The organism is Ruegeria profundi (assembly GCF_049800715.1).
Classification (GTDB): domain Bacteria; phylum Pseudomonadota; class Alphaproteobacteria; order Rhodobacterales; family Rhodobacteraceae; genus Ruegeria; species Ruegeria profundi_A.
In genome coordinates this window covers 51,114-74,542 of sequence record NZ_JBNAFO010000001.1, presented here as the reverse complement: position 1 = coordinate 74,542, position 23,429 = coordinate 51,114, and the positions used below count along the sequence as shown (strand labels likewise).

The window sequence follows — 23,429 nt, the reverse complement described above, 5'->3', positions numbered from 1 at the left end:
CGGCCACCTCATGATCTTCATGAGTAATATGAATTTGATTTGACGCCCCGGTCATGAGACACGGGGCGTCTCATATTCATACGGGCGCTTTGCGCCAAACACGTCGGACCAAGCCCATGACAAACGCGTTGACCCAACTTCTCGAGACCAAAGAGGCCATTCTGGCCGATGGTGCGACCGGAACAAATCTGTTCAACATGGGACTGCAATCGGGCGACGCACCCGAGCTGTGGAATGTGGATGCGCCGGACAAGATCCGCGCGCTGTATCAGGGCTCGGTCGATGCGGGCAGCGATCTGTTCCTGACCAACACCTTCGGCGGCACCTCGGCCCGGCTCAAGCTACATGACGCGCAAAACCGCGTGGGTGAGCTGAACCGCATTGGCGCTGAACTCGGGCGTGAGGTCGCAGACAAATCCGGACGCACCATCGTGGTTGCCGGCTCGGTCGGGCCAACCGGTGAGATCATGGAGCCAGTCGGAAGCCTGTCGCATTCCGAAGCGGTCGAGATGTTCCACGAACAGGCTGAGGCCCTCAAAGAGGGTGGCGTTGATGTTCTGTGGGTCGAAACGATTAGCGCCCCGGAAGAATTCCGCGCCGCGGCCGAGGCCTTCGCGCTGGCCGAGATTCCATGGTGTGGCACCATGAGCTTTGACACTGCTGGGCGCACCATGATGGGTGTTACCTCGGCGGATCTGGCCCTTCTGGTCGAAACGCTGCCCAACCCTCCGATAGCGTTTGGCGCGAATTGCGGCACCGGAGCGTCGGACATCCTGCGCACTGTACTTGGGTTCACCGCGCAAGGGACCGAGCGGCCCTTGATCTCGAAAGGCAATGCCGGAATTCCGAAATATGTCGATGGTCATATCCACTATGACGGCACGCCTGATCTGATGGCCGACTATGCCGTGATGGCCCGCGACGCAGGTGCAAGGATCATCGGAGGCTGCTGTGGCACCATGCCCGCACATCTTGAGAAAATGCGTGTAGCTCTGGACAGCACAGAGCGTGGCGCACGCCCGACGCTTGATCAGATAACGGATGCGCTAGGGCCGTTCTCATCCGCCTCGGATGGTACGGGCGACGACGCCGCGCCCGAGCGCCGCACCCGACGCCGCCGCCGCGCCTGAGTTAGCGCCCCTCGAATTTCGGGGGGCGTTTTTCCATGAAGGCCACCACGCCTTCGGCAAAGTCGCGCGAACGTCCACATTCACCTTGCAAATGCGCCTCGGTCGCCAATTGCTGTGGCAAGGTCTTCTCATAAGTACCGCGGAGCGCCTGTTTGATCGCGCCATAGGCCGCCGTCGGACCTTGGGCCAAATGTGCGGCCCGACTACGCCAATGGGCATCAAACGCATCATCGGCGACGGCTTCCCAGATCAGACCCCAATCATCGGCCTGTCGTGCGGTGATCTTGTCAGCAAACAACGCGGCCCCCATGGCCTTGGCCAGCCCCATCTGACGCGGCATGAACCATGTGCCACCAGCATCCGGCAGCAAGCCGATGCGGGAAAAGGCCTGCAGGAAATAGGCGCTCTCGGTCGCGATCACCACATCGGCACAGAGCGCAAGGTTGGCCCCTGCCCCAGCTGCCGGTCCGTTGACCGCAGCAATGGTAGGCACCGGGCTGTCATGGATGGTCTCGAGCATCGGCTCATATTCATCGCGCAGCGAGCGTTCCAGGTCGATCTTTCCGGTCGAGGACGCATCACCCAGATCCTGCCCGGAACAAAAGGCCGGTCCGGCCCCGGTCAACACGATGCACCGCGCATTTCGAGCCGCGTGTTTCATCGCGTGGGTGATCTCGGCTCGCATCTGCGTAGTCAGCGCGTTCATCTTGTCGGGGCGGTTCAGCGTCAGCACCGCCAGCCCGTCCGTGATGTCCAGCAGGATCGTTTCGTAGTCCATAAAGCTCTCCCTCGCGCCTGTGCGTGAGCGGACACTGCCGTATTCACAGGCCGAGGAAAAGCGGAACCACGCGTCAGTCTTTCAGAATTTGGCGCAGGCGCTCTTTTTCGGCGTCGCTCAGCCCGTCGCTTTCACCCAATGCTTGCGCCTTGGCCCGGTTGCGCAGAAAGACCAAGCCCACACCAGCTGCAATCAGCAACATGATCGGCCCGGCCAACCACAGCATCAGGTTCGAGCCCGTGACCGTCGGCTTCAGCAGCACATATTCACCATAGCGGTCAACGATGAAGGCGATCGCCTCTTCATCCGTATCCCCGGCCACCAGCCTTTCACGCACCAGCAAACGCAAGTCGCGCGCCAGATCGGCGTTGCTTTCATCGATACTCTCGTTTCGACATACCAGACAGCGCAACCCGGTGCTGAGGTCGCGGGCCCGTTGTTCCAGCTCCGGATCGTCCAGCACTTCATCCGGTTGCACCGCAAAACCCGGTGCAGCCACCAGCATGAGGATCAAGATCAGACGTTTCATTCTGCGGGTACTCCGGCGGAAGGGGCTTTGCGTGCACCAGCGGCCACCCGGAATCGTCGGTCGCAGAGGCTGAGGACGCCGCCCAACGCCATCATGAGACATCCGGCCCAGATCCAGTTGGCGAAGGGTTTGATATAGGTCCGCAAGACCCAGCCTCCATCTGCCTGCTGGTCTCCGATCACCACATAGAGATCGCGCATGACCCGGTAGTCAATCGCGGCCTCGGTGGTGGGCATACGCGCAACCGGATAGTCGCGTTTTTCGGGATGCAACGTCCCGATCATGCGCCCGTTGGTCTCCACCTTCACATCCGCCATGGTCGAGAAATAGTTCGGCCCTTGCACGCGATTGACATCCTCAAGCGTCAAGGTGAATTGACCAACCTCAAAAGGCTGTCCTGGTTGGGCAACGCGGATATCCTCAACCTCCCACGCAGTCAGACCGGCGATGGCGAAGATGGTCACACCCAGACCCGTGTGGGCAACCGCCTTGCCCCAATCGGCCCCGGGCAGGCGGAACAGGCGTTTCAGACTGCCGTTGCGTCCCGTCCGACTCCATAAATCAAGAACGGCGCCGAAGGTGATCCATGCGCCCAGAAACAGACCAATTGGCCCCAAGGCACTGCGTCCCGTCTGCATGGCCCAGACCAGCACGCCAAGGGCGACGGCCAGCACAAACGCATAGCGCAGCGACCATGCTGTTTTGCCCAGTTTGCCGCGCTTCCACGGCAACATCGCGCCAACCGGCAAGACCAACCCTAACAGCACCATGAATGGCGTGAAGGCCGCGTTAAAGAACGGAGGTCCGACCGAGAGTTTCCGGTCAAACATCATCTCGGCCACCATCGGCCACATGGTGCCCACGAACACTACGAAACAGCTGACGGCCAACAGCACGTTGTTCACGACCAGTGCGCTTTCCCGGCTGACCATGCCAAAGACGCCTTTCGCCTCCATCGCCTGCGCCCGCGCCGCAAACAGCGTCAGCGCGCCGCCGATAAAAAACACAAGGATCAACAGAATGAACACGCCCCGCTCTGGATCTGTTGCGAAGGCATGGACTGAGGTCAGAAGGCCCGAGCGCACAATGAATGTCCCGATCAGCGAGAATCCGAAGGCAATGATCGCCAGCAGGATTGTCCAGCTCTTCAGCGCCTCGCGCTTTTCCACCACAATGGCGGAGTGCAACAATGCAGCCGCCAAAAGCCACGGCATAAACGAGGCATTCTCGACCGGATCCCAGAACCAAAAGCCACCCCAGCCAAGCTCATAATAGGCCCACCACGACCCCAGCGCGATCCCGATGGTCAGAAACACCCAAGCGGCCAGAGTCCACGGTCGCACCCACCGGCCCCAGGCCGCATCGATACGGCCCTCGATCAACGCGGCCACGGCAAAGCTGAACGCCATGCTCAGACCGACATAGCCCAAATACAGAAACGGCGGGTGGAACGCCAAGCCCGGATCTTGCAATAGCGGGTTCAGGTCGCGCCCATCGAACGGAGCAATCGCCAGACGATCAAAAGGGTTCGAGGTAAACAGGATAAAGGCAAAAAACGCCACGGCCACAGCCGACTGCACAGCCAACACGCGAGCTTTCAGCGTCGGCGGCAGGCCAGCGCCAAAAAACGCGGCCATTGCGCCGAACAGGGTCACAATCAACACCCACAACAGCATCGAGCCTTCGTGGTTCCCCCATGTACCACTGATCTTATAGATCATCGGCTTCGCCGAATGGCTGTTCTCAACCACGATTCTCAGCGAGAAATCAGACGTGGTGAACGCCCAAACCAGCGCTCCGAAGGAGAACGCCGTCAGCAGGAATTGTGAGATTGCCGCCGGTTCCGCAAACGCCATCCATCCAGCCCAGCGTTTCGATGCCCCGATCAGGGGCACCACGCTTTGCACGATAGCGACGAAAAAGGCGAGGATTAGCGCGAAGTGACCTAGCTCTGTAACCATAGGGCAGGATATATGCCGGAGGCACGGCAATCGCCAACCACTTTCGTTTGATTTCGGGGCACATAGTGTCGCAACTCAGCCTCGTTCGCGTCGCCAATCCTCTAGCGCCGGGTTCGCATCGGCCAGCAGGCTCTCTTGCGACAAGCGCGCATCCGGCCCCGTATCTGCCACACCGGGTCGGTCACTACGCATATTTCCTAGCGCATCAAGATTGGCCAGAACTGTTGGAGTCCGCGCCATCACGTCCGAGATATCGCGTTGCAAATCCTGCGATTTCGCCTGATGTCGCGCTCCGAAATAGAACGATACAATCACGCCCAGCAACCACCACAAAGGCTCGGGCACGAGCGCGATCCCCTGCATTCGCGCCGAAAACCAGATCGGATCGATCATGGCAGCAGCAAACAAGCCCAACGTTCCCAGCGCCAAGGCCGGACGCGGAAGCCGGTTCAACCCATCCATGAACCGGTCGAACATGCCTTTGGGCGGCCTTTGAAACTCAGCCCCGAACTGGGTCATGGCCTGAATTTGCGCCACGATCCGGCGCTGGGCGCCCGCATCCGCGTTTTCCCGAAAGACCTCTGCAGTTTCGCGCACCACGTTGCGCCCGCCACCGAACAAGAACCCCAAAACGCCCGTTATCAATCCCATCCCGCAACCCTCCTCTGAAACGCCTCATCGCTCAGGTGATAGCGATCAGACAGGAACTCTTCCGCCCGTCTGATCCAACCGCCTTTCCCGCCCGCACGGGTACGCGCATACTTTCGCGATGCAGGCCGCCGATCTGCGAGCCGAAAGTAATAGTTCCGCCGCGCCACCCCATAAGCGTCCCGCAACTGAACCGAATTCGGGCGCGCCGCGTCCTGACTGGCGCCTATGGTTTGTGGGCCGATAACCCCGTCCACCACAACGCCAAAACCCATCTTCACCAACAGCGATTGCAAAATGCGTACCGCCTGCGCGCCCGCATTCACATACATGTCGAACACGCTGGCCTGCAGCGCCTCAGGCAAAGCAGCGATCCCCGGTTTCTCAAAATAATGCTGCACAAAGATATCAATGGCATGCGCGCGGCTGAGCGCCCGTACATCCGCGGCATCAACCACCCCGTCCCGCGTCAAATCCAAGCCCAAACGCCGCATCGTGTGAATGGTCACGCCGAAATTGGTGGCTCCTCCCGGATCATCCGGGTCATCCACAAACCCACCTTCCCGCTGCACGATTTCTTCGGCAATCTGTCGAACCGTCTGCATCCCGACCCCCACCTGAACTAGTCGAGGGAACGATCCTGCAAACTCCTTAACAACCCCAAACGAAACAGAGCGCCGCCTGCCATCCGCGCGCAACGCCCCTGCTTCTTCTGTTCAAAAATACCTCCGCCGGAGGCACGCAGCGCAGCTGCGTTCAGCTTTCGCCAGGATCCTTGTAAACGCCCTGTTCTTTCAAGGCGTCCATGACCTCTTTCGGCATATAAGTCTCATCATGTTTGGCAAGGATTTCAGTCGCTTCAAACACACCGTTCACGTAGCGACCCGTCCCAACCATACCCTCATTTTCCGAGAAGAGATCCGGCAGAACCCCGGTAAAGGCCACGGGAACACTCTCTCCGCCATCGGTGACCACGAAGCGCACCGTTTCGCCCTGCCCCCGCACGATCGAGCCCTCTTCGACCAGACCACCAATTCGAAACACCTCGGTCGGCGCGGGCGGTTCAGCGATCACCTGGCTGGGCGAGCGGAAGAAGTTGATGCCATCGCGCATTGCATACCCAATCAACGCAGTCGACACCGCCAGGGCCGCTACGGCCACCAGAATGATCTGAACTCGGCGACGTTTCTTGAGCGTTTTCATACCGTCCTCACGGGAACAACGGGGCCATCATCAGCCCTCGGGTTTCATCCTCACCTAACATCAGGTTGGCATTCTGCAAGGCCTGCCCGCTGCTACCTTTTGTCAGGTTATCCAAAGCGGCGATCACAATCGCGCGCCGTTCCATCCGGTCCGCAACAACACCTATGTGGCAGAAATTCGATCCCCGCACATGGTGGGTCGAGGGCGCCTCGCCCATCGGCAGAACCTCAATAAAAGGCTCTTCAGCATAGGCTTTTGCCAGCGTTTCGTAAACGCTCTGCGGGTCGCCCTTCACGTAGGAGGTTGCCAGAATACCCCGGTTCGCCGGGATCAGGTGCGGTGTGAATTGGATATGCACCGTGCGCCCGGCCAATTTCGAAAACTCCTGATCGAATTCGCCCAAATGCCGGTGCGTGCCACCGATGGAATAGGCATTCGCGCCTTCGCTCAGCTCGGCATGCAGCAGGTTTTCTTTCAACGACCGGCCAGCGCCCGACACAGCGCATTTCAGGTCGAGGATGACGTCGTCCAGATCAATAACCCCAGCCGAAATCAGCGGCCGCAGCACATATTGTCCGGTTGCCGCGTTGCAGCCCGTACCGGCCACAAGCCGTGCGGTCCGAATGTTGTCACGATAGAACTCGGTAAGGCCATAAACCGCCTCTTCCTGCTGCTCCAATGCGCCATGCGGGTTGCCGTACCATTTTTCATACTCATCGGCGTCCTGCAGCCGGAAATCAGCAGACAAATCAATGATCTTCAGGTTCTTCGGCAGGTCCCGGATCACTTCCTGACTAGTTTTGTGCGGCAACGCGCAGAAACACAGGTCGATCTGGGAAAAGTCGATCTCAGAAATCTTGCACAGGTCCGGCAGGTTCATATGGCGCAGATGTGGGAAAACCTGAGCCATCGACAGGCCCGCCTTTCGTTCCGCCGCTAGAGCCACGATCTCCATGTTCGGGTGCTCGGCGATCAGCCGCACCAGTTCAGCGCCAGTATAGCCCGAGGCGCCCAGAATTGCGATTTTATGGGTCATGTCAGACCTCTTCTTTGCATGTGTCACATATCATGACCGCCACTGTGACGGTCTTGGATTTAGAAAATCGGAGGGGTGGCGTCCTTGACCTAAATCAGGCCGCCTCAAACGAGATTTGTCGTCGGAGGAACTGTGTCGCCCGATCACTGACAAAACCGGGCTTGCCGGTGGTCAGATAGCCGCCTTCTCCCTCACCGAGCATGGTCGGGTGGCGTTGCAGATAGTCGGCCAGGCTTTCAGCCACCAGATCGCCCTGGCTGAACACCTGAACATCCGCGCCCAGAGCAGCCTGAAACGTCTCGGCCATCAAGGGGTAATGCGTGCAGCCCAGAATCGCCGCCTGAGGTTCGGGCATCTTGCGCTTCAACGCATCCACATGGCTGCGCACCAGAGCTTCGGCCAGAATCAAATCACCGTCTTCAATGGCATCCACCACGCCGCCGCAGGCCTGTGCCTCGACATCCACACCAATCGCGCGAAACGCCAGTTCCCGCTGGAAGGCGCGGCTGGAGACTGTGGCGGGCGTTGCAAACAAGGCCACATGCTTGACCGCCACTTCCCGCGGAGGCGAGTTGTCGCCCCATTGCCGCTCGGTCAGCGCCTCGATCAGAGGGACAAAGACCCCAAGAACCCGTTTGCCTTCGGGCACGCCTTCTTCCTGCATCCGGCGCAGGGCAGCCGCGCTGGCGGTATTGCAGGCCAGAATCACCAGATTGCAGCCGCGATCCCACAAGTCGTAGACCGCCTTGCGGGTCAGCTGATAGATATCCTCGGCATCGCGCACGCCGTAAGGCGCATGCGCACTGTCCGCGTAATACAGGAAATCCACGTCAGGCAGCCGTTGCTGCGCGGCGTTCAGGACGGTCAGACCGCCCAAACCGGAATCAAAGATACCTACTGCCATTAGCCCCTTCAGGCGCGATGCCGTTCCTCAAATTCATAGCCGTAGTCATATGACTTCAGCGGTGTCGGAGACAGCTCATACGTGGCTTTGCGCAGGAAATCCATCATCTTGCGCGTATCCTTGCTGAGTGGGTCCAGAACATCACGGCCAATCGGTTCGCCGATCACCACTCTCACAGGTGTATCGACGCGTTTCTTGAACTCCTTGATCAGCAATCCCATCCGCAGGGTGTTGTGCAAATGGCTGGCGATCTGGAACAAACGAGACGTGTGGCCGTCAAAGAAAACCGGCACCACTGTGGCATGGGATTTGGCGACCATCCGAGCGGTGAATCCGCGCCAGCCGGGGTCCATCGGGTGGTCGAACGGCGTGAGGGCCGTGCTGACGGTGCCACCGGGGAAGATTCCAATCGCCCCACCGTCGCCAAGATAGTTCAAGGCGGTTTTGCGGGTTTCGAGGTTCAGCTTCATCGCCTCTTTCGTCTCATCAAACGAGATTGGCAGAATGATGCGGTTCAGATCTTCCGCCTTGCGGAACACGCGATGGGCCAGAATCCGGAAATCGCCGCGCGTTTCAGACAGGATATGCCCCATCATCAATCCGTCCAGAATGCCGTAAGGGTGATTGGCAATCAGGATCAGAGGGCCGTCCTTCGGGATATTCGACAGCGCCCCGCCCACAACATCCAGCGTCAAACCGTAGCGTTCGACCATGACATCCCAGAAATCGCGCCCCTTGGCGACGTCTTGTTCGTACCCGTCCGCACGCTTGATCAGGCGCATGCGGCCTGTGGTGTTTTCCATCAGCTTGATGACCATCCGACCGCCCTTGGTTTCGGCGGAATGGGCATAAGAAATGTCTCGAACGACGTGACGGCGCGATGGCATCTGAGGACTCCGGAACTAACTGCCTGCATTATACGTTGAGCGGAGATTTTGCCTAGCGAAGGTGACAGGTTTGTGACGCCTCATTCCGCCGCAGCGCGCATCTCCGGTCCTCCGCTGCGGATCGTCGCCAGCAGCTCCTCGCGCCGTTTGGCAGCTTTGGCTTCGTTTTGCATTAAAACAGGGCCAAAACCGCGGATATCCAGTGGCAAACGGGCCAGTGCAACAATCGCATCCTGCGTGTCTTCCGTTATCAGAGGCAGTACCTCTTTCATGTCCTGTTCGTACTGTTTGATCAGCGCGCGTTCCATCCGCCGCTCGGCTGAGTAGCCGAAGATATCCAAAGGCGTGCCGCGCAAACTCTTCAACTTGGCCAACAGTTTAAGAGGTCCAAGCATCCATTCCCCAAAGGCGCGCTTGCGCGGCCTGCCATTGCTACCCTCCCCACCAAAAATCGGCGGGGCTAGATGGAAAGTCATGTTGAAATCGCCGTCGAACTCGGCTGCGGCCTTGTCCCGGCTGGTCAGTAAAAGGCGCGCGACTTCGTATTCATCCTTGTAGGACAACAGCTTGTGATAGCCTTTTGCTACAGCCTCGCGCAGCGTTTCATCTGCTATACCGTCCACCAGCTTGCGGTAGCGTTTCGCCAATCGGGCCGACTGGTAGTCGGTCAGGTGCTGCGCCCGGAAGTCGATCATTTGGTCCAGGGTCTTGGGCAATTCCGAGACGGAAGGTGCCAGTATCGCCTGTGCCTCCTCCGGGTGTAGAACAGCCCAGCGACCCACGTCAAAAGCCCGTTTGTTGCGTTCCACGGCGGTTCCGTTCAGCTCAATCGCGGTCATGATCGCCTCATGACTGACAGGCAGAGTACCGCGCTGCCATGCCGCGCCGAAGACCATCATGTTGGAGTAGATCGAATCGCCCATCACGATCTTGGCCAGATCGGTCGCATCGAACAGGCTCACCCCGTTCTTCAGCCGCGCTTGCAGCGCCAGCTCCAACTGCTCGCCCGGAATACGGAATTCTGTATCGCGGGTAAAATCGCCGGTCACCGTGTTGTGGTTGTTGACCACCGCGCCGGTCTGTCCGGCCCGTGTCAGGCCCAGAGTTTTTGCCCCGGCCGAGACCACGAGGTCGCCGCCGATCAGCGCATGCGCCTCGCCGGTTGCGACGCGAATGGCGCTAATATCTTCCGGTCTGTTCGCCAGACGGCAATGAATGTGCACCGCGCCGCCTTTTTGGGCGAGGCCGGCCATCTCCATCATACCCGCGCCTTTGCCGTCAATCTGTGCCGCTTGCGCCAGAATCGCCCCGAGGGTCACAACACCTGTGCCACCAATTCCGGTGATAACCACATTATGCGTACCCTTGATTTGCGGCAGATCAGGCATCGGCAGATCGGGCAGATCAAGCTGTTTGGTCGCCTCTTTCCGGATCTTTGCCCCTTCCAAGGAAACAAAGGACGGACAGAACCCGTTCAGGCACGAGAAATCCTTGTTGCAGCTGGATTGATCAATCGCGCGTTTGCGGCCCAGTTCGGTCTCCTTGGGCACGATTGAGACGCAGTTTGACTGCACCCCGCAATCACCGCATCCTTCGCAAATATCTGTATTGATGAAGACGCGTTTGTCCGGGTCCGGGAACTCACCGCGCTTGCGGCGACGGCGTTTCTCAGCCGCGCAAGTCTGGACATAGACGATGACCGAGACGCCTTCGATCTCGCGGAACCGATCCTGCACTTTCATCAACTCGGCACGTTCAAAGCTTTCCACGCCCGAAGGTAGAGCCCCAAGGTTCACGTCTTCCTTCTCATCATAGACCAGCGCAACATGCTGCACGCCCATGGCTTTGACCTCGGCCACGATCCTTTCAGCCGTCAAATCGCCTTCGTTCCCCTGCCCGCCAGTCATGGCAACCGCATCGTTGAACAGGATTTTAAAGGTGATGTTTGTGCCCGCCGAAAGCGCCGCCCGGATCGCTTGCACGCCCGAGTGGTTATACGTCCCGTCGCCGAGGTTCTGGAACACGTGTTTGGTGGTCGAGAACGGAGCCTCGCCTATCCAGTTCGCACCCTCGCCGCCCATCTGGGTAAAGCCAGTCGTCTCCCGGTCCATCCACTGCACCATGTAGTGGCACCCGATACCTGCATAGGCGCGGCTGCCCTCGGGCACTTTGGTTGAGCTGTTATGGGGACAGCCCGAGCAGAAATAGGGCAAACGCGTCGCGATTTCTTGTGCGTTATCAGCCCGTCGCGCCTCGGACAGTTTGGCGAGGCCTGCGCGGACACCATCCGTATCGCGCCCCTCTTCGATCAGTATTCCCCCAAGCTTTTCGGCAATCATGATCGGGTCCAACGCGCCGCGTGTGGGGAACAACTCCTCACGATGCAACGTACCCGCGCCACCCTTGTACCAGCCATAAACGCGGCGACCCCGGCGGTCGTCAAAGATCGCCTCTTTGACCTGCACCTCGATCAGCTTACGCTTTTCCTCAACGATCACGATCAGGTCCAGACCTTCGGCCCAATCATGGAACCCGGCCATATCTAGCGGGAACGTCTGCCCGATCTTGTAAGTTGTGATGCCCAGCCGTTCTGCTTCGGTCTCGTCAATGTTCAACAAAGAAAGTGCATGGGTCAGATCCAGCCAGTTCTTACCTGCCGCTACGAACCCGATCTTGGCCCCCGGCTTGCCCCAGACACGTTTGTCCAGCTTGTTGGCATGCGAGAACGTCTCGGCCGCGAAACGCTTGTAGTCGATCACGCGGGCCTCTTGCAGATGCGGCGTATCGCCAAGACGGATGTTCAACCCACCTTCGGGCATGTCGAATTCGGGGATCACGACGCCCATCCGGTCGGGCCTGCCATCGACGACCGAGGTCACCTCGATCGTGTCCTTCATCGTCTTCAGACCAACCCAGACACCCGCGAACCGGCTGAGCGCAAAGCCGTAAATGCCGTAGTCCAGAATCTCCTGAACGCCTGCTGGGCTGACCACGGGCATATACATATCGACCAGAGACCATTCCGATTGGTGCAACACGGTGGAGCTTTCACCCGTATGGTCATCACCCATCGCCATCAATACACCGCCATATTGCGCGGTGCCCGCCATATTGGCGTGACGCATCACATCGCCCGACCGGTCAACCCCCGGCCCTTTGCCGTACCAAAGACCAAACACGCCGTCATACCGGCCATCGCCGCGCAGGCCCGACTGCTGGCTGCCCCAAAGCGCGGTGGCGGCAAGATCCTCGTTCAGCCCATATTGAAAGGTCACATCGCTTTCAGCCAGATAGCGCTGGGCGCGCATCATCTGCTGATCCACCGCACCCAAAGGTGAGCCACGATAGCCTGTCACCAGTCCGGCGGTGTTCAACCCGGCCTGTTGATCGCGGGCCTTCTGCATCAACATCAGACGCACAAGCGCCTGTGTTCCGTTCAAAAGAACGGGTGATTTCTCAAGATCGAAGCGGTCGTTCAGCGTTATGAGTGGCTGACTCATCAGACGTCTCCCCTCGTCAGATCAGTGTGCTTTATATTCACGCATTTTAGGTCACAATTATTGACCTGTATAGCCATTATCCCCTGAATCCCAAGGATTTCATGGTTTGATTGTGGAACTTGTTACCTATTTCATATAGGGCTTCACGAGGATAACGAAAGTTGCGGCGATGGATTGGGACAAGCTTAGAATATTTCACGCGGTGGCCGATGCCGGCAGCCTGACCCATGCGGGGGACAGGCTCAATTTATCTCAATCCGCCGTGAGCCGTCAGATCCGCGCGCTGGAAGAATCACTCGATGCGACCCTGTTCCACCGCCACGCACGCGGTCTGATTCTAACCGAACAGGGTGAGTTGCTGTTTGATGCAACCTCGGCCATGTCCAAACGTCTAGACGCCGCCGCCGCGCGCATCCGCGACAGCGAAGAGGAAGTGTTCGGCGTCCTGCGTGTGACCACCACTTTCGGCTTCGGCACCCTGTGGCTCGCCCCGCGCCTGCCTAAGCTATACGAACAGTACCCCGATCTTAACATCGACCTGATGCTGGAAGAGCGTGTTCTGGACCTGCCCATGCGTGAGGCCGATGTTGCCATCCGCATGAAAGAGCCCAGCCAGGCCGATCTGATCCGCAAACGCCTGATGACCGTTCAGATGAAGCTATATGCCACACAGGAGTATCTGGAATCCCATGGCGGGATGCTGAAATCGCTGGACGAGATCAAGGAACACCGCCTGATCAGCCAGACCCCGTCGGCCCCGCAGGTGGGCGCAAGCGCGGCGATGGTGCGCCATCTGATGACCTTCAATCCGGGGTCCCTGCTGACAGTGAACAATTATTTCGGCGTGCTTCAGGGTGTGTTGCACAATTTGGGAATTGGCGTCCTGCCCGACTACGTGACGCAGGACTTCCCGCACCTCGTTCCGATCTTGTCGGAAATCGAAAACGCGGACGTTCCCGTTTACCTCGCCTACCCGGAAGAATTGCGCCATTCCAAGCGGGTCGGAGCATTCCGCGACTTCGTTCAGGACGAGATCATCGCGCAACGCAAGCAGCTGAAAATGATGGGTAAACTCTAGCTATGCACTCGCAGCATAGCAGCAATGCTGAACGATCAGATTAAAACTTCTTGAACGTTCACAAACCGACCCCTAAATGAGCACTCGAAGGCGGTGATGCTGAAACGCTCATCATCTTCATACCTCCCTGTTGGACTATGGCCGAGCTTAGTGCTCGGCCTTTTTTTTGGCTTCTCCAAGATTCATTTTTTAGTTTTCCCCAAACTCACCGTCCAGAGCGATGAAATTTCTGGGAAAATCTCCATCACCTGCCTATGATCCGAAAAAACGTTTAAAAATTCGTGTTCGAGGACAGCACCATGATAAGCCCCCTCCGCCTTCTGGCGGCGATTTTTTCACTATTTTTACTGGTTGGACCCCTGCATGCCCAAGTCGCGGGCACGTCGACCTCCAGTGCGCCTGCCCCTGTTAGCATTCCCGAAGACCTGACGCCCGAGCAGGTTGATGACTTGGTTGCACGGATGTCGGATGATCAGGTCCGCTCTATCCTGTTGGAGCGTCTGGACGCGGTGGCCGAGAAAAACGCAGCCGCTGCAGAGGATCGCGAGGATCCGATTACCGAGTTGAATGAAGTCTGGAGCGAAATGGTCGCCTCTTGGACGCATGTCATAACGACCGTCCCCAATATCTTCAGCGCGCAAGCCACCGCCATCAAGAATTTTGCGACCACATTCACCTCATTCGGTGCGTTGGTTCTGATGGGGCTGATTGCTAGTGTTCTGGTTGTGGGCTTCATCGCCGAAAAACTGTTCGAGATTCTGACCCGCCGCTGGCATGTCCAGACCGAGGCGGAGGCCGAGGGCGATCTCTGGGGCGCTGCCCGGTATCTTTTCGGTCGTTTCTGTCGGGAAATCGCAGGGCTTGTAGTATTTTACGTGGTCATCCGCGCGGTTGGGCGTGGACTGCTGACGCCCGAGCAAATCACCTATGCCGGGCCGTTTGTGTTCTACCTGATCTGGGTGCCACGGCTGGGTGCCGCCGCCTCGCGCTTTGTGCTGGCGCCGAACAAACCCCATTACCGTCTGGTCAATATCGACGATCACTGGGCCAAATACCTTCATCGCAACCTGATCGGGTTGCTGATCCTGATCGGTTTCACCCTGTTCCTGCTACACTTCAACAGCCTGAACGGCATCACGGGTGATGATACGCGTATCGGCTTCTGGCTGAACGCAGGCATTCACATTTATATCGGCCTGATCGCGTGGAAAGCGCGCGAAGGTCTGTCGCAGATGATGCTGGGAACTGACCCGGACCACACCAAGTTCGACGAGGAAGTGGCACATTATTACCCGTACTTCGCCATTGCGGTCTCGGCTGCGACATGGCTGCTGGTCGAGTTCCTGGTGGCTCAGCGCAACCCGGCATCGCTGGCTCTGCTGGTTCAGGGCGCGCATTTCACGACCATGTTCTGGCTGTTGATCGCCCCGGCGCTCGACACACTGATCCGAGGGCTTGTCCGGCATCTGCAACCGCCGATGCAGGGCGAAGGTTCGGTGGCTGAACGCGCCTATAAGTCAACCAAGCGCAGCTACATCCGTATCGGTCGGGTTCTGGCGGGCATTCTTGTCATCTTGATGATCGCCAATGCCTGGGATCTCGATCTGCAGGAAATCGCTGGTGGAGACGCGGATTCAGGCAGCAAACTGGTGCAGTTCTTCATCATCATTGCCGTCGGCTACATCTTGAATGAGGTCGTCTCGCTCTGGATCAACCGCCGACTGGCAAAAGAGATGACCGCCGCGCAAAGCCCGGACGAAGAAGCTGGCGAAGGCGGCGGTGCTGGTGGCTCGCGTCTTGCAACGGTTTTGCCGCTGCTGCGGGTAACGGCTCAGGTGGCGATTGCCGTGATCTTCGTTTTGCTGGCCTTAGGCGCCCTTGGGCTCGACATCACACCGCTTCTGGCTGGTGCTGGTATCCTGGGTCTGGCCATCGGTTTCGGTGCGCAAAAACTGGTGTCTGACATCGTTGGCGGCATTTTCTTCCTGATCGACGATGCCTTCCGCGTGGGTGAGTATGTCGATGTGGGTGGCACCACCGGCACGGTCGAGAAGATCTCGATCCGCTCGATGCAGCTGCGTCACCATCGCGGGCCGGTGCACACCATTCCCTATGGTGAGATTCAGAAGCTGACTAACTACAGCCGCGACTGGGTCATCATGAAGCTGAAGTTCACCGTGCCTTTCGACACCGATCCCAACAAGGTGAAGAAGATCTTTAAGAAGATCGGCGCCGAGATGATGGAGGACGAGACCCACAAGGATGGCTTCCTGCAGCCCTTCAAGTCTCAGGGTGTGTTCGACTTTGACGATGTCGGCATGATCATCCGGGGCAAGTTCATGGCAAAACCCGGCAAGCAGTTCACCCTGCGTAAAGAGATCTTCAACCGCGTCAAGGCAGCCTTCAAGGAGAACGGCATCGACTTTGCCCGTCGCGAAGTGCGCGTTGCCATCCCCGGTCTGGATGACGCTGAACACCTGAGTGAAGACCAGAAAGCAGCGGTCGGCGCCGCCGCTGGAGCGGTCGCGCAGCAAGCGCAGCAACAAGACCAGCAGAAGTAAACTCACCCGGCGCGCGGCTGTTTTTGTCGCGTGCCGATCCCTCGATTGAGGCTCTGTACGATCCGCACAATTTGCACCTTTGTCCGGTTTGCAACAGGACAGCGCGCGGAAAGTGCCTTTTCTCTTCCCCCCGGCGGTCCCTTCCCCTAAAAGGCGCCAAACATTGCCATCTCGGGGACCGAAACAGGATGCAAGAGCCAGCCATCACACCTGATCTGATTGCCGCCCACGGGTTGAAGCCCGAGGAATACGACATGATCCTCGAGATCATCGGGCGTGAGCCGACATTCACCGAGCTTGGCATTTTCTCGGCCATGTGGAACGAGCATTGCTCGTACAAATCCTCCAAGAAATGGCTGCGTACCCTGCCAACCTCGGGCCCTCAGGTTATTTGCGGACCAGGTGAGAACGCGGGTGTTGTCGATATCGGCGACGGGCAAGCTGTTGTCTTCAAAATGGAAAGCCACAACCACCCGTCTTACATCGAACCCTATCAGGGTGCGGCAACCGGCGTTGGCGGCATTCTGCGCGACGTCTTCACCATGGGCGCGCGCCCGATCGCCTCGATGAACGCCCTGTCCTTCGGCGAACCGGGCCATCACAAGACCCGCCAACTGGTCAACGGCGTGGTCGAAGGTATCGGCGGCTATGGTAACTGCTTCGGCGTACCCTGCGTCGGCGGCGAAGTCCGTTTCCATCCAGCCTACAATGGCAACTGCCTTGTGAACGCCTTTGCAGCAGGTTTGGCTGATAGTGACAAAATCTTCTACTCGGCGGCCTCTGGCGTCGGAATGCCCGTCGTGTACCTCGGTGCCAAAACTGGACGTGACGGCGTGGGCGGTGCAACCATGGCTTCGGCCGAGTTCGACGATACCATCGAAGAGAAACGCCCAACCGTTCAGGTCGGCGATCCCTTCACCGAAAAGCGCCTCATGGAGGCGACGCTGGAGCTGATGAAAACCGGCGCCGTGATTTCGATCCAGGACATGGGCGCGGCAGGCCTGACCTGCTCGGCCGTTGAGATGGGCGACAAAGGTGGTCTGGGTGTCCGTCTGGACCTCGAAAACGTACCGCAGCGCGAAGAGAACATGACAGCCTATGAGATGATGCTGTCCGAGTCTCAGGAACGCATGCTGATGGTTCTGAAGCCCGAGCTGGAGGCCGAAGCCCGCGCCGTATTCGAAAAGTGGGACCTCGACTTTGCCATCGTCGGCGAAACCATCGCGGAAGACCGTTTCCTGATTATGCACAATGGTGAGGTGAAGGCTGATCTGGTCCTGTCGAAACTCTCGTCGACCGCGCCGGAATATGACCGCCCATGGGTTGCGACGCCCGAGGCTGCGGAATTGGCCGACGTGCCGCAGATCGACCCGATTGACGGTCTGCGCGCCCTGCTCTCTTCGCCCAACTATGCGGGCAAGCAGTGGGTTTATGAGCAGTATGATACCATGGTCATGGCTGACAGCGCCCGTACGCCGGGTCTGGGTGCCGGTATGGTGCGTGTTCACGGCACCGATAAGGTACTTGCCTTCACTTCAGACGTGACACCGCGCTATGTCCGCGCCAACCCGATCGAAGGCGGCAAGCAAGCGGTGGCCGAGGCTTATCGTAACCTGACCGCTGTCGGGGCCAAGCCGCTGGCCACAACCGACAACTTGAATTTCGGCAACCCCGAAAAGCCCGAGATCATGGGCCAGTTCGTCGGCGCAATCCAAGGCATCGGAGCCGCCGTTGGCGCGCTGGATGTGCCCATCGTGTCCGGCAACGTCTCGCTTTACAACGAGACCGACGGTCAGGCGATCCTGCCCACCCCGACCATTGGCGCTGTTGGCCTGCTCAACCACACTGATGAGATCATCGGAAACGAGGTGCGCGAAGGCCACGTGGCCCTTGTGATCGGTGAAACCAAAGGCCATCTGGGTCAATCCGCCCTTCTGGCCGAGGTGTTCAACCGCGAAGAAGGCGATGCGCCCCACGTGGATCTTGAGGCCGAGAAGCGCAACGGCGACTTCATCCGCGCCAACCGCGAGATGATCAAGGCCTGCACCGACCTGAGCGACGGCGGCCTCGCACTTGCCGCGTTTGAACTGGCCGACGCAGCTGGCGTTGGCGTTCACCTTGACGATGCCTCGACCGAGGTACTGTTCGGCGAAGATCAAGCCCGCTATTTGGTCGCCTGCAACTTTGATCAGGCCGAGGCATTGATGATCGCAGCCGGCCAGGCTGGCGTTCCCCTGACCTCAGTCGGTCGCTTTACGGGCGAAACTGTAAAGATCGGCAGTTCCGAAGTCCCTCTGGCCGAATTGACTGAGGTTTTCCGCCAAAGCTTTGCCACCGCGGTCGCCTGATCTCACTTCTCGTTCTGCAAAGGAATAGTTCCGCGCCCTGATCGGTGCGGGATTTGCATATCTGAAAGACCTTCCACATCTTGCACGCGCCTTCCCATCGCTCTACATCTTGGGAAAGACCTTCAGGAGTAAGCCTAGATGCCAATGAGCGCCCACGAGATTGAAACCCTGCTGCGCGAGAGCTTTCCCAACGCGGAAATTCAGGTTGGCGGCAGCGATGGCGTTCACATGTCCGCCATGGTCGTGGACGAGAGCTTTCGCGGCAAGAACCGCGTCCAGCAACAGCGCGCTGTTTATGCGGCCCTGAAAGGCAAAATGGACGGCCCGGACGGTGACCTGCACGCGCTGGCGCTGACCACCAAAGTGCCGGAGTAGGATGGAACATGCGATTGTAATCTCAATTGCGGTTTCCGTCTTTGTTCTGCTCATCACTCTGTTGGCGCGGAACAAATCAAAGACTGGGCGCAAGACGAGGCGTGGATCGCCGCCCGGACAGGGATAACACCTCCTATATTCCTCCTATCAATCACATGACGCTACAATTAGCTCGGCAGAGACCCATATCCCCAAGGAAACGCAAGATTACGCCAAAGCTATGATGCCGAAGAGCAAAGGAAACGCGAAATGACCGACGTGAAGACCCAGATCGACGAAACCGTCAAAGCCAATGACGTGGTGCTGTATATGAAAGGCACCAAAGAGATGCCTCAGTGCGGTTTCTCATCCCGTGTGGCAGGTGTGCTGAACTACATGGGCGTGGACTATGCCGATGTGAATGTTCTGGCCGACGAAGCAGTCCGTCAGGGTATCAAGGACTATTCGGACTGGCCGACAGTGCCGCAGCTTTATGTCAAAGGCGAATTTGTCGGTGGTTGCGATATCATCACTGAAATGACCCTGTCGGGTGAATTGGACACGTTGTTTGACGAAAATGGTGTCGGCTACAACAAGGACGCAGCCGACAAAATCCGTGAGGCCAACGCCTGATCCGGCCTTAACGGCTGGAACAATCCTGAAAAATGACCTGCTCACTGGCGGCGTTTGTCGCCAGGAAGCTTACTGTGGCATTCCACCCTTTTGACCGCAGGATATAGGTTCCGTTCGTATCCACCGATTCGTACCGAATGCCCGAGCCGCTCTCGACCTGACGCATCGCTACCAGAGAATTGTCGACCATCGTTGCCGCGGCGCCCGAGCCGTCCGATGCGTTGAAATAGGTCACTGGCAACGGAATACCGTTCTCGCAGTTGAACGTCACCGTCAGTATGTCGATCTCGGCAATTGCCTTGGATGCACATACAAGGGCCACGGCCCCGCAGATCAAGCCGCATGCTCGTTTCATTTTGCTTTGTCCTCGATATCTGATGCCAGGGCTTCTGCCCGTGCGGCCAGTTCGGCCAGTGTATCCGTGACCGAAGGCGGCACGACAGCGACTTCGATCCGTTCGGGTTCAGGTGCCGGCGCGCTGCGTAGCGTTTGAAGCTCGGCCTCGGTTTCGGCCAGCTTCGCCTCAAGCGCTTTGACTTTGTCATCAGTCGCGGCTGTTTTATCCGCCAACATTAGACCGGCCATCAACAACATGCGGGATTCGGGCATACGCCCAATCTGATCCGAAAGCACCTGCGCTTCGTCATCCAGCATTTTCGCGGCGGCCTGCAGAAAACTTTCTTCCCCGTCCTGACAAGACACGTCAAACCCGCGCCCGCCGATATGAATGGTCACTTCGGGCATTACTCAACCTCACCTTCTGCCAGTTTCGCCTGCGATAGCAGAGGCTCAAGGCGAGCCAGAACAGCCCGTGCCTCGGCCGCATCGGTCGCTTGCGCCGCGCGCGTTGCTTCCAACTCCGCCACAGTCGCCTTATTCAACAGCTCCGCGTCCTGAACTCCCTCTTGCGCCGCAGCGCGCAGGGCATCAACCGAGTTGCGGAGCTGCTCATTCGCCTGCCGCATCCTCTGCAGATCGTCATCCAGACGTGACATGGCAGCCCCGTGGCTGGCGCGCTCGGCCCTCAACATCTCCAGCTCCGCGTTCAGCTCGGCAACCCGTTCGCTATCGGCCAATTCGGCCCTCAAACGGCTATTCTCGGCCTCGATGTCTCCAGCCCGCAAGATAACAGCCCTCATCTCTTCAATCTCGGCCCGCAGCGCGGCCGGGTCTTCCTGACCTTCCAGATCAGCCCGCAATTGCGCGTTCTCGGCTTTCAGAGCGTCCAGTTCCTCGGTGTTTTCCAGTGCCGCCTTCGCCTCAGCCAGTTCGGCCCGCGCAGCCTCGACCGCAGAAAGCTTTGTTGCGGCTTCGGCCAACTCAGCCCGCAGAGCGTCCACATCGGCCGTAGGCTCTGGCGCAGCACGCAGCGCCTCCATATCGGCGCGCATACCGTCAACTTCCTGCTCGTGGCGTTCCTTCAACGAGGTCAGGCGCTCTTGCAGCTGTGCGTTGGCAACGCGTTCATCGTCCAGCGCCGCTTGCAACCCTTCATCTGCATCGCCCACCGGCGCGTTATGCAGGGCGGTCACGCCTGTGCCAATACGCTCCATCGCGGCGAGAATGCGTTGCTGTAACTCTTCAATCTGGCTCATGCCCCTGTCACCTCTTAACCAAGGTTCATTCTGTTGCCGAACCGTCCGAATCAAGAATCGGTCCCGCTTGGCACCAGTCTAACGGAATGTGACGGAAAATACCCACTGTTTGGTTTCAAAGGCTTGGACAGCTCTCTTCAAGCGGTGCGACCTTGTTTCGCCCGGTTCTGCTTGCACTTTGAGGGCTGAATGCTATTGAGCGCGCAATCTGCTTCAAATCCAAAGGAACAACGCCCGTGGACCTGACTGCGCTGCGCAATGCAAACCCCGAACACTGGGACAAAGCTGCGGCCATCCGCACCTTGACCCTGGACGCCGTCGCCGCCGCCAATTCCGGCCATTCCGGCATGCCGATGGGCATGGCCGATGTTGCGACCGTGCTGTTCGAAAAGCACCTGAAATTCGACGCCTCGAACCCCAGCTGGCCCGACCGTGATCGGTTCATCCTGTCAGCGGGTCACGGCTCGATGCTGGTATATTCGCTGCTGTACCTCACCGGCCACGCGGATGTGACACTGGAAGAGATCAAGAACTTCCGTCAGCTTGGCGCAAAAACTGCAGGCCATCCGGAAAACTTTCTGATCAACGGTGTTGAAACCACCACTGGTCCGCTGGGTCAGGGCATCTCGAACGCCGTTGGCTTTGCCATGGCCGAGGAAATCCAGCGCGCGCATTACGGCAAGAAGATCGTTGATCACTACACCTACGTGATCGCAGGCGACGGCTGCCTGATGGAAGGCGTCAGCCAAGAAGCGATCACTCTGGCCGGTCGTCATGAGCTGGGCAAGCTGATCGTCTTCTGGGACGATAACAACATCACCATCGACGGAACTGTGGACATTGCCGACCGCACTGACCAGGTGCGCCGTTTTGCCGCCTCGGGCTGGCATGTTATCGAGATCGACGGCCATGATCCGCAAGCCATCGACGCGGCGATCACGCAGGCGAAAAAGTCGAAAAAGCCTTCGATGATTGCCTGCAAAAGCCACATCGCTCTGGGTCACGCCGCACAGGATACCTCGAAAGGTCACGGCGCGCTGACAGATCAGGAGCAGCTGAAAGCCGCCAAAGAAGGCTATGGCTGGCCGCATGACGCATTCGAGATCCCTGCCAACGTGAAATCGGCTTGGGAAGCCATCGGTGCCCGTGGCGCCGCCGAACGAGCGGAATGGGAAGAGCGTTTTGCGCAAATCTCAGAGCGCAAACAGGCCGAGTTCAACCGCGCCTACGCGTTTGAAGCGCCAAAGAAGCTGGCCGGTGCGATCCGTTCGTTCAAGAAACAGATGTCGGAAGACCAGCCCAAGCTGGCCACCCGCGCCTCGTCCGAGAAGGTTCTGAACGTTGTGAACCCGATCATGACCGAGACCGTGGGCGGCTCGGCCGACCTTACCGGTTCGAACAACACCAAATCGGCTGATATGGGAGTGTTCCTGCCCGAAAACCGCAAGGGTCGCTACATCCACTACGGTATCCGTGAGCACGGCATGGCCGCAGCGATGAACGGTATGGCGCTGCACGGTGGCATCCGCCCCTATGGCGGGACCTTCATGGCCTTCACCGACTATGCCCGCCCGTCCATGCGTCTGGCCGCGCTGATGAAAATCCCGTCGGTTTTCGTGATGACCCATGACTCGATCGGTCTGGGTGAAGACGGCCCGACCCACCAGCCCGTCGAGCATCTGGCAATCAGCCGCGCGACGCCGAACACCTATGTGTTCCGCCCCGCCGACACCGTTGAGACCGCCGAGGCCTGGGAACTGGCGCTGACCTTCAAAGACAGCCCCTCGGTCCTGTCGCTGACCCGTCAGGGCGTGCCGACCGTGCGCAAGGATCACAAAGCCAAGAACCTGACCGCTCAGGGCGCTTACGTTCTGGCCGAAGCCGAGAGCAAGCGTCAAGCGATCCTGATCGCCACAGGCTCTGAGGTTTCGCTGGCGATGGAAGCCAAAGCGATGCTTGAAGCCGAAGGCATCGGCACCCGTGTTGTCTCCATGCCCTGTATGGAACTTTTCGCTGAACAAGACGAAGCCTACCGCAAACGCGTGCTGCCCGCCGGTGCTGTCCGCATAGGAATCGAAGCGGCCGTGCGCGCCGGAGGCTGGGACCAATGGTTGCTGGGTGAGCGTGGTCGTGAAGCCAAGGCAGGTTTCATCGGCATGTCGAGCTTTGGTGCCTCTGCCCCGGCTGGCGAGCTGTACAAGCATTTCGGCATCACCGCCGAGGCCACCGTTGCCAAGGTCAAAGAATTGCTGGGCTAAAACAGCCTGCCACAAAATGAAAAGCC

The 23,429-nt window shown here is 58.8% G+C and carries 20 protein-coding genes; 7 read left to right on the top strand and 13 right to left on the bottom strand.

Going from position 1 to position 23,429, the window contains the following annotated elements:
* Positions 1-116: 116 nt before the first annotated feature.
* Positions 117-1,130 carry a betaine--homocysteine S-methyltransferase gene (bmt, locus tag ACP15L_RS00365; RefSeq protein WP_425082724.1) on the top strand — a complete coding sequence of 338 codons (1,014 nt, stop codon included), beginning with the start codon at positions 117-119 and terminating at the stop codon, positions 1,128-1,130.
* A gap of 1 nt (position 1,131) precedes the next feature.
* Here bmt and ACP15L_RS00360 read toward each other — a convergent pair whose 3' ends face one another.
* The 10 genes from ACP15L_RS00360 to ACP15L_RS00315 all read right to left on the bottom strand — a co-directional run bounded on the left by ACP15L_RS00360 (position 1,132) and on the right by ACP15L_RS00315 (position 12,576).
* Positions 1,132-1,908 carry an enoyl-CoA hydratase-related protein gene (locus ACP15L_RS00360; protein WP_170373625.1) on the bottom strand — a complete coding sequence of 259 codons (777 nt, stop codon included), beginning with the start codon at positions 1,906-1,908 and terminating at the stop codon, positions 1,132-1,134.
* A gap of 73 nt (positions 1,909-1,981) precedes the next feature.
* Positions 1,982-2,437 carry a cytochrome c-type biogenesis protein gene (locus ACP15L_RS00355; protein WP_425082723.1) on the bottom strand — a complete coding sequence of 152 codons (456 nt, stop codon included), beginning with the start codon at positions 2,435-2,437 and terminating at the stop codon, positions 1,982-1,984.
* The gene (locus ACP15L_RS00350; RefSeq protein ID WP_170641472.1) at positions 2,434-4,398 is read right to left on the bottom strand and encodes a heme lyase CcmF/NrfE family subunit; all 1,965 of its coding nucleotides are present in this window, start codon (positions 4,396-4,398) and stop codon (positions 2,434-2,436) included. Before ACP15L_RS00350 ends, ACP15L_RS00355 begins: the two co-directional genes overlap by 4 nt.
* A 75-nt stretch (positions 4,399-4,473) precedes the next feature.
* On the bottom strand, positions 4,474-5,049 hold the full coding sequence (locus tag ACP15L_RS00345; RefSeq protein ID WP_425082722.1) for a holin family protein: 576 nt from the start codon (positions 5,047-5,049) through the stop codon (positions 4,474-4,476).
* Positions 5,040-5,651: a holin-associated N-acetylmuramidase gene (locus ACP15L_RS00340; RefSeq protein WP_425082721.1), complete on the bottom strand. Its 612-nt coding sequence runs from the start codon at positions 5,649-5,651 to the stop codon at positions 5,040-5,042. Before ACP15L_RS00340 ends, ACP15L_RS00345 begins: the two co-directional genes overlap by 10 nt.
* 151 nt (positions 5,652-5,802) lie before the next feature.
* Complete coding sequence (ccmE, locus tag ACP15L_RS00335; protein WP_170467093.1) at positions 5,803-6,249, bottom strand: cytochrome c maturation protein CcmE; 447 nt, start codon at positions 6,247-6,249, stop codon at positions 5,803-5,805.
* Between the two features lie 7 nt (positions 6,250-6,256).
* On the bottom strand, positions 6,257-7,285 hold the full coding sequence (gene argC / locus ACP15L_RS00330; protein WP_425082720.1) for an N-acetyl-gamma-glutamyl-phosphate reductase: 1,029 nt from the start codon (positions 7,283-7,285) through the stop codon (positions 6,257-6,259).
* A gap of 94 nt (positions 7,286-7,379) precedes the next feature.
* Positions 7,380-8,189, bottom strand: coding sequence for a glutamate racemase (locus ACP15L_RS00325; protein ID WP_170373618.1), 810 nt, complete (start codon positions 8,187-8,189; stop codon positions 7,380-7,382).
* Between the two features lie 8 nt (positions 8,190-8,197).
* Positions 8,198-9,076, bottom strand: a complete 879-nt coding sequence (locus ACP15L_RS00320) for a lysophospholipid acyltransferase family protein (protein ID WP_170373617.1) — start codon at positions 9,074-9,076, stop codon at positions 8,198-8,200.
* Between the two features lie 80 nt (positions 9,077-9,156).
* On the bottom strand, positions 9,157-12,576 hold the full coding sequence (locus ACP15L_RS00315) for an indolepyruvate ferredoxin oxidoreductase family protein (protein WP_425082719.1): 3,420 nt from the start codon (positions 12,574-12,576) through the stop codon (positions 9,157-9,159).
* Positions 12,577-12,745: 169 nt separating this feature from the next.
* On the opposite strand from ACP15L_RS00315, the gene ACP15L_RS00310 reads away from it, so the two are divergent.
* The 5 genes from ACP15L_RS00310 to grxD all read left to right on the top strand — a co-directional run bounded on the left by ACP15L_RS00310 (position 12,746) and on the right by grxD (position 19,550).
* Positions 12,746-13,654: a LysR family transcriptional regulator gene (locus tag ACP15L_RS00310; protein WP_170659474.1), complete on the top strand. Its 909-nt coding sequence runs from the start codon at positions 12,746-12,748 to the stop codon at positions 13,652-13,654.
* A 299-nt stretch (positions 13,655-13,953) separates the two neighbouring features.
* Positions 13,954-16,215, top strand: a complete 2,262-nt coding sequence (locus tag ACP15L_RS00305) for a mechanosensitive ion channel family protein (protein WP_425082718.1) — start codon at positions 13,954-13,956, stop codon at positions 16,213-16,215.
* Positions 16,216-16,403: 188 nt separating this feature from the next.
* Positions 16,404-18,563: a phosphoribosylformylglycinamidine synthase subunit PurL gene (purL, locus tag ACP15L_RS00300; protein WP_425082717.1), complete on the top strand. Its 2,160-nt coding sequence runs from the start codon at positions 16,404-16,406 to the stop codon at positions 18,561-18,563.
* Between the two features lie 138 nt (positions 18,564-18,701).
* Positions 18,702-18,938, top strand: coding sequence for a BolA/IbaG family iron-sulfur metabolism protein (locus tag ACP15L_RS00295; protein ID WP_170373612.1), 237 nt, complete (start codon positions 18,702-18,704; stop codon positions 18,936-18,938).
* 249 nt (positions 18,939-19,187) lie between these two features.
* Positions 19,188-19,550: a Grx4 family monothiol glutaredoxin gene (gene grxD / locus ACP15L_RS00290; protein WP_170458109.1), complete on the top strand. Its 363-nt coding sequence runs from the start codon at positions 19,188-19,190 to the stop codon at positions 19,548-19,550.
* Between the two features lie 7 nt (positions 19,551-19,557).
* On the opposite strand, the gene ACP15L_RS00285 is transcribed toward grxD, so the two are convergent.
* Genes ACP15L_RS00285 through ACP15L_RS00275 form a run of 3 tightly spaced genes read right to left on the bottom strand, consistent with a single transcriptional unit; the run spans position 19,558 to position 21,145 of the window.
* The gene (locus ACP15L_RS00285; RefSeq protein ID WP_425082716.1) at positions 19,558-19,905 is read right to left on the bottom strand and encodes an MliC family protein; all 348 of its coding nucleotides are present in this window, start codon (positions 19,903-19,905) and stop codon (positions 19,558-19,560) included.
* Entirely contained in the window at positions 19,902-20,294 is a 393-nt protein-coding gene (locus ACP15L_RS00280; protein ID WP_425082715.1) for a cell division protein ZapA, read from the bottom strand. The genes ACP15L_RS00285 and ACP15L_RS00280 overlap by 4 nt, the downstream gene beginning before the upstream one ends.
* Positions 20,294-21,145: a hypothetical protein gene (locus tag ACP15L_RS00275; RefSeq protein ID WP_425082714.1), complete on the bottom strand. Its 852-nt coding sequence runs from the start codon at positions 21,143-21,145 to the stop codon at positions 20,294-20,296. Before ACP15L_RS00275 ends, ACP15L_RS00280 begins: the two co-directional genes overlap by 1 nt.
* 236 nt (positions 21,146-21,381) lie before the next feature.
* Between ACP15L_RS00275 and tkt the strand changes: the two genes are divergently transcribed.
* The gene (tkt, locus tag ACP15L_RS00270; protein WP_425082713.1) at positions 21,382-23,403 is read left to right on the top strand and encodes a transketolase; all 2,022 of its coding nucleotides are present in this window, start codon (positions 21,382-21,384) and stop codon (positions 23,401-23,403) included.
* The last annotated feature ends 26 nt before the right edge of the window (positions 23,404-23,429 follow it).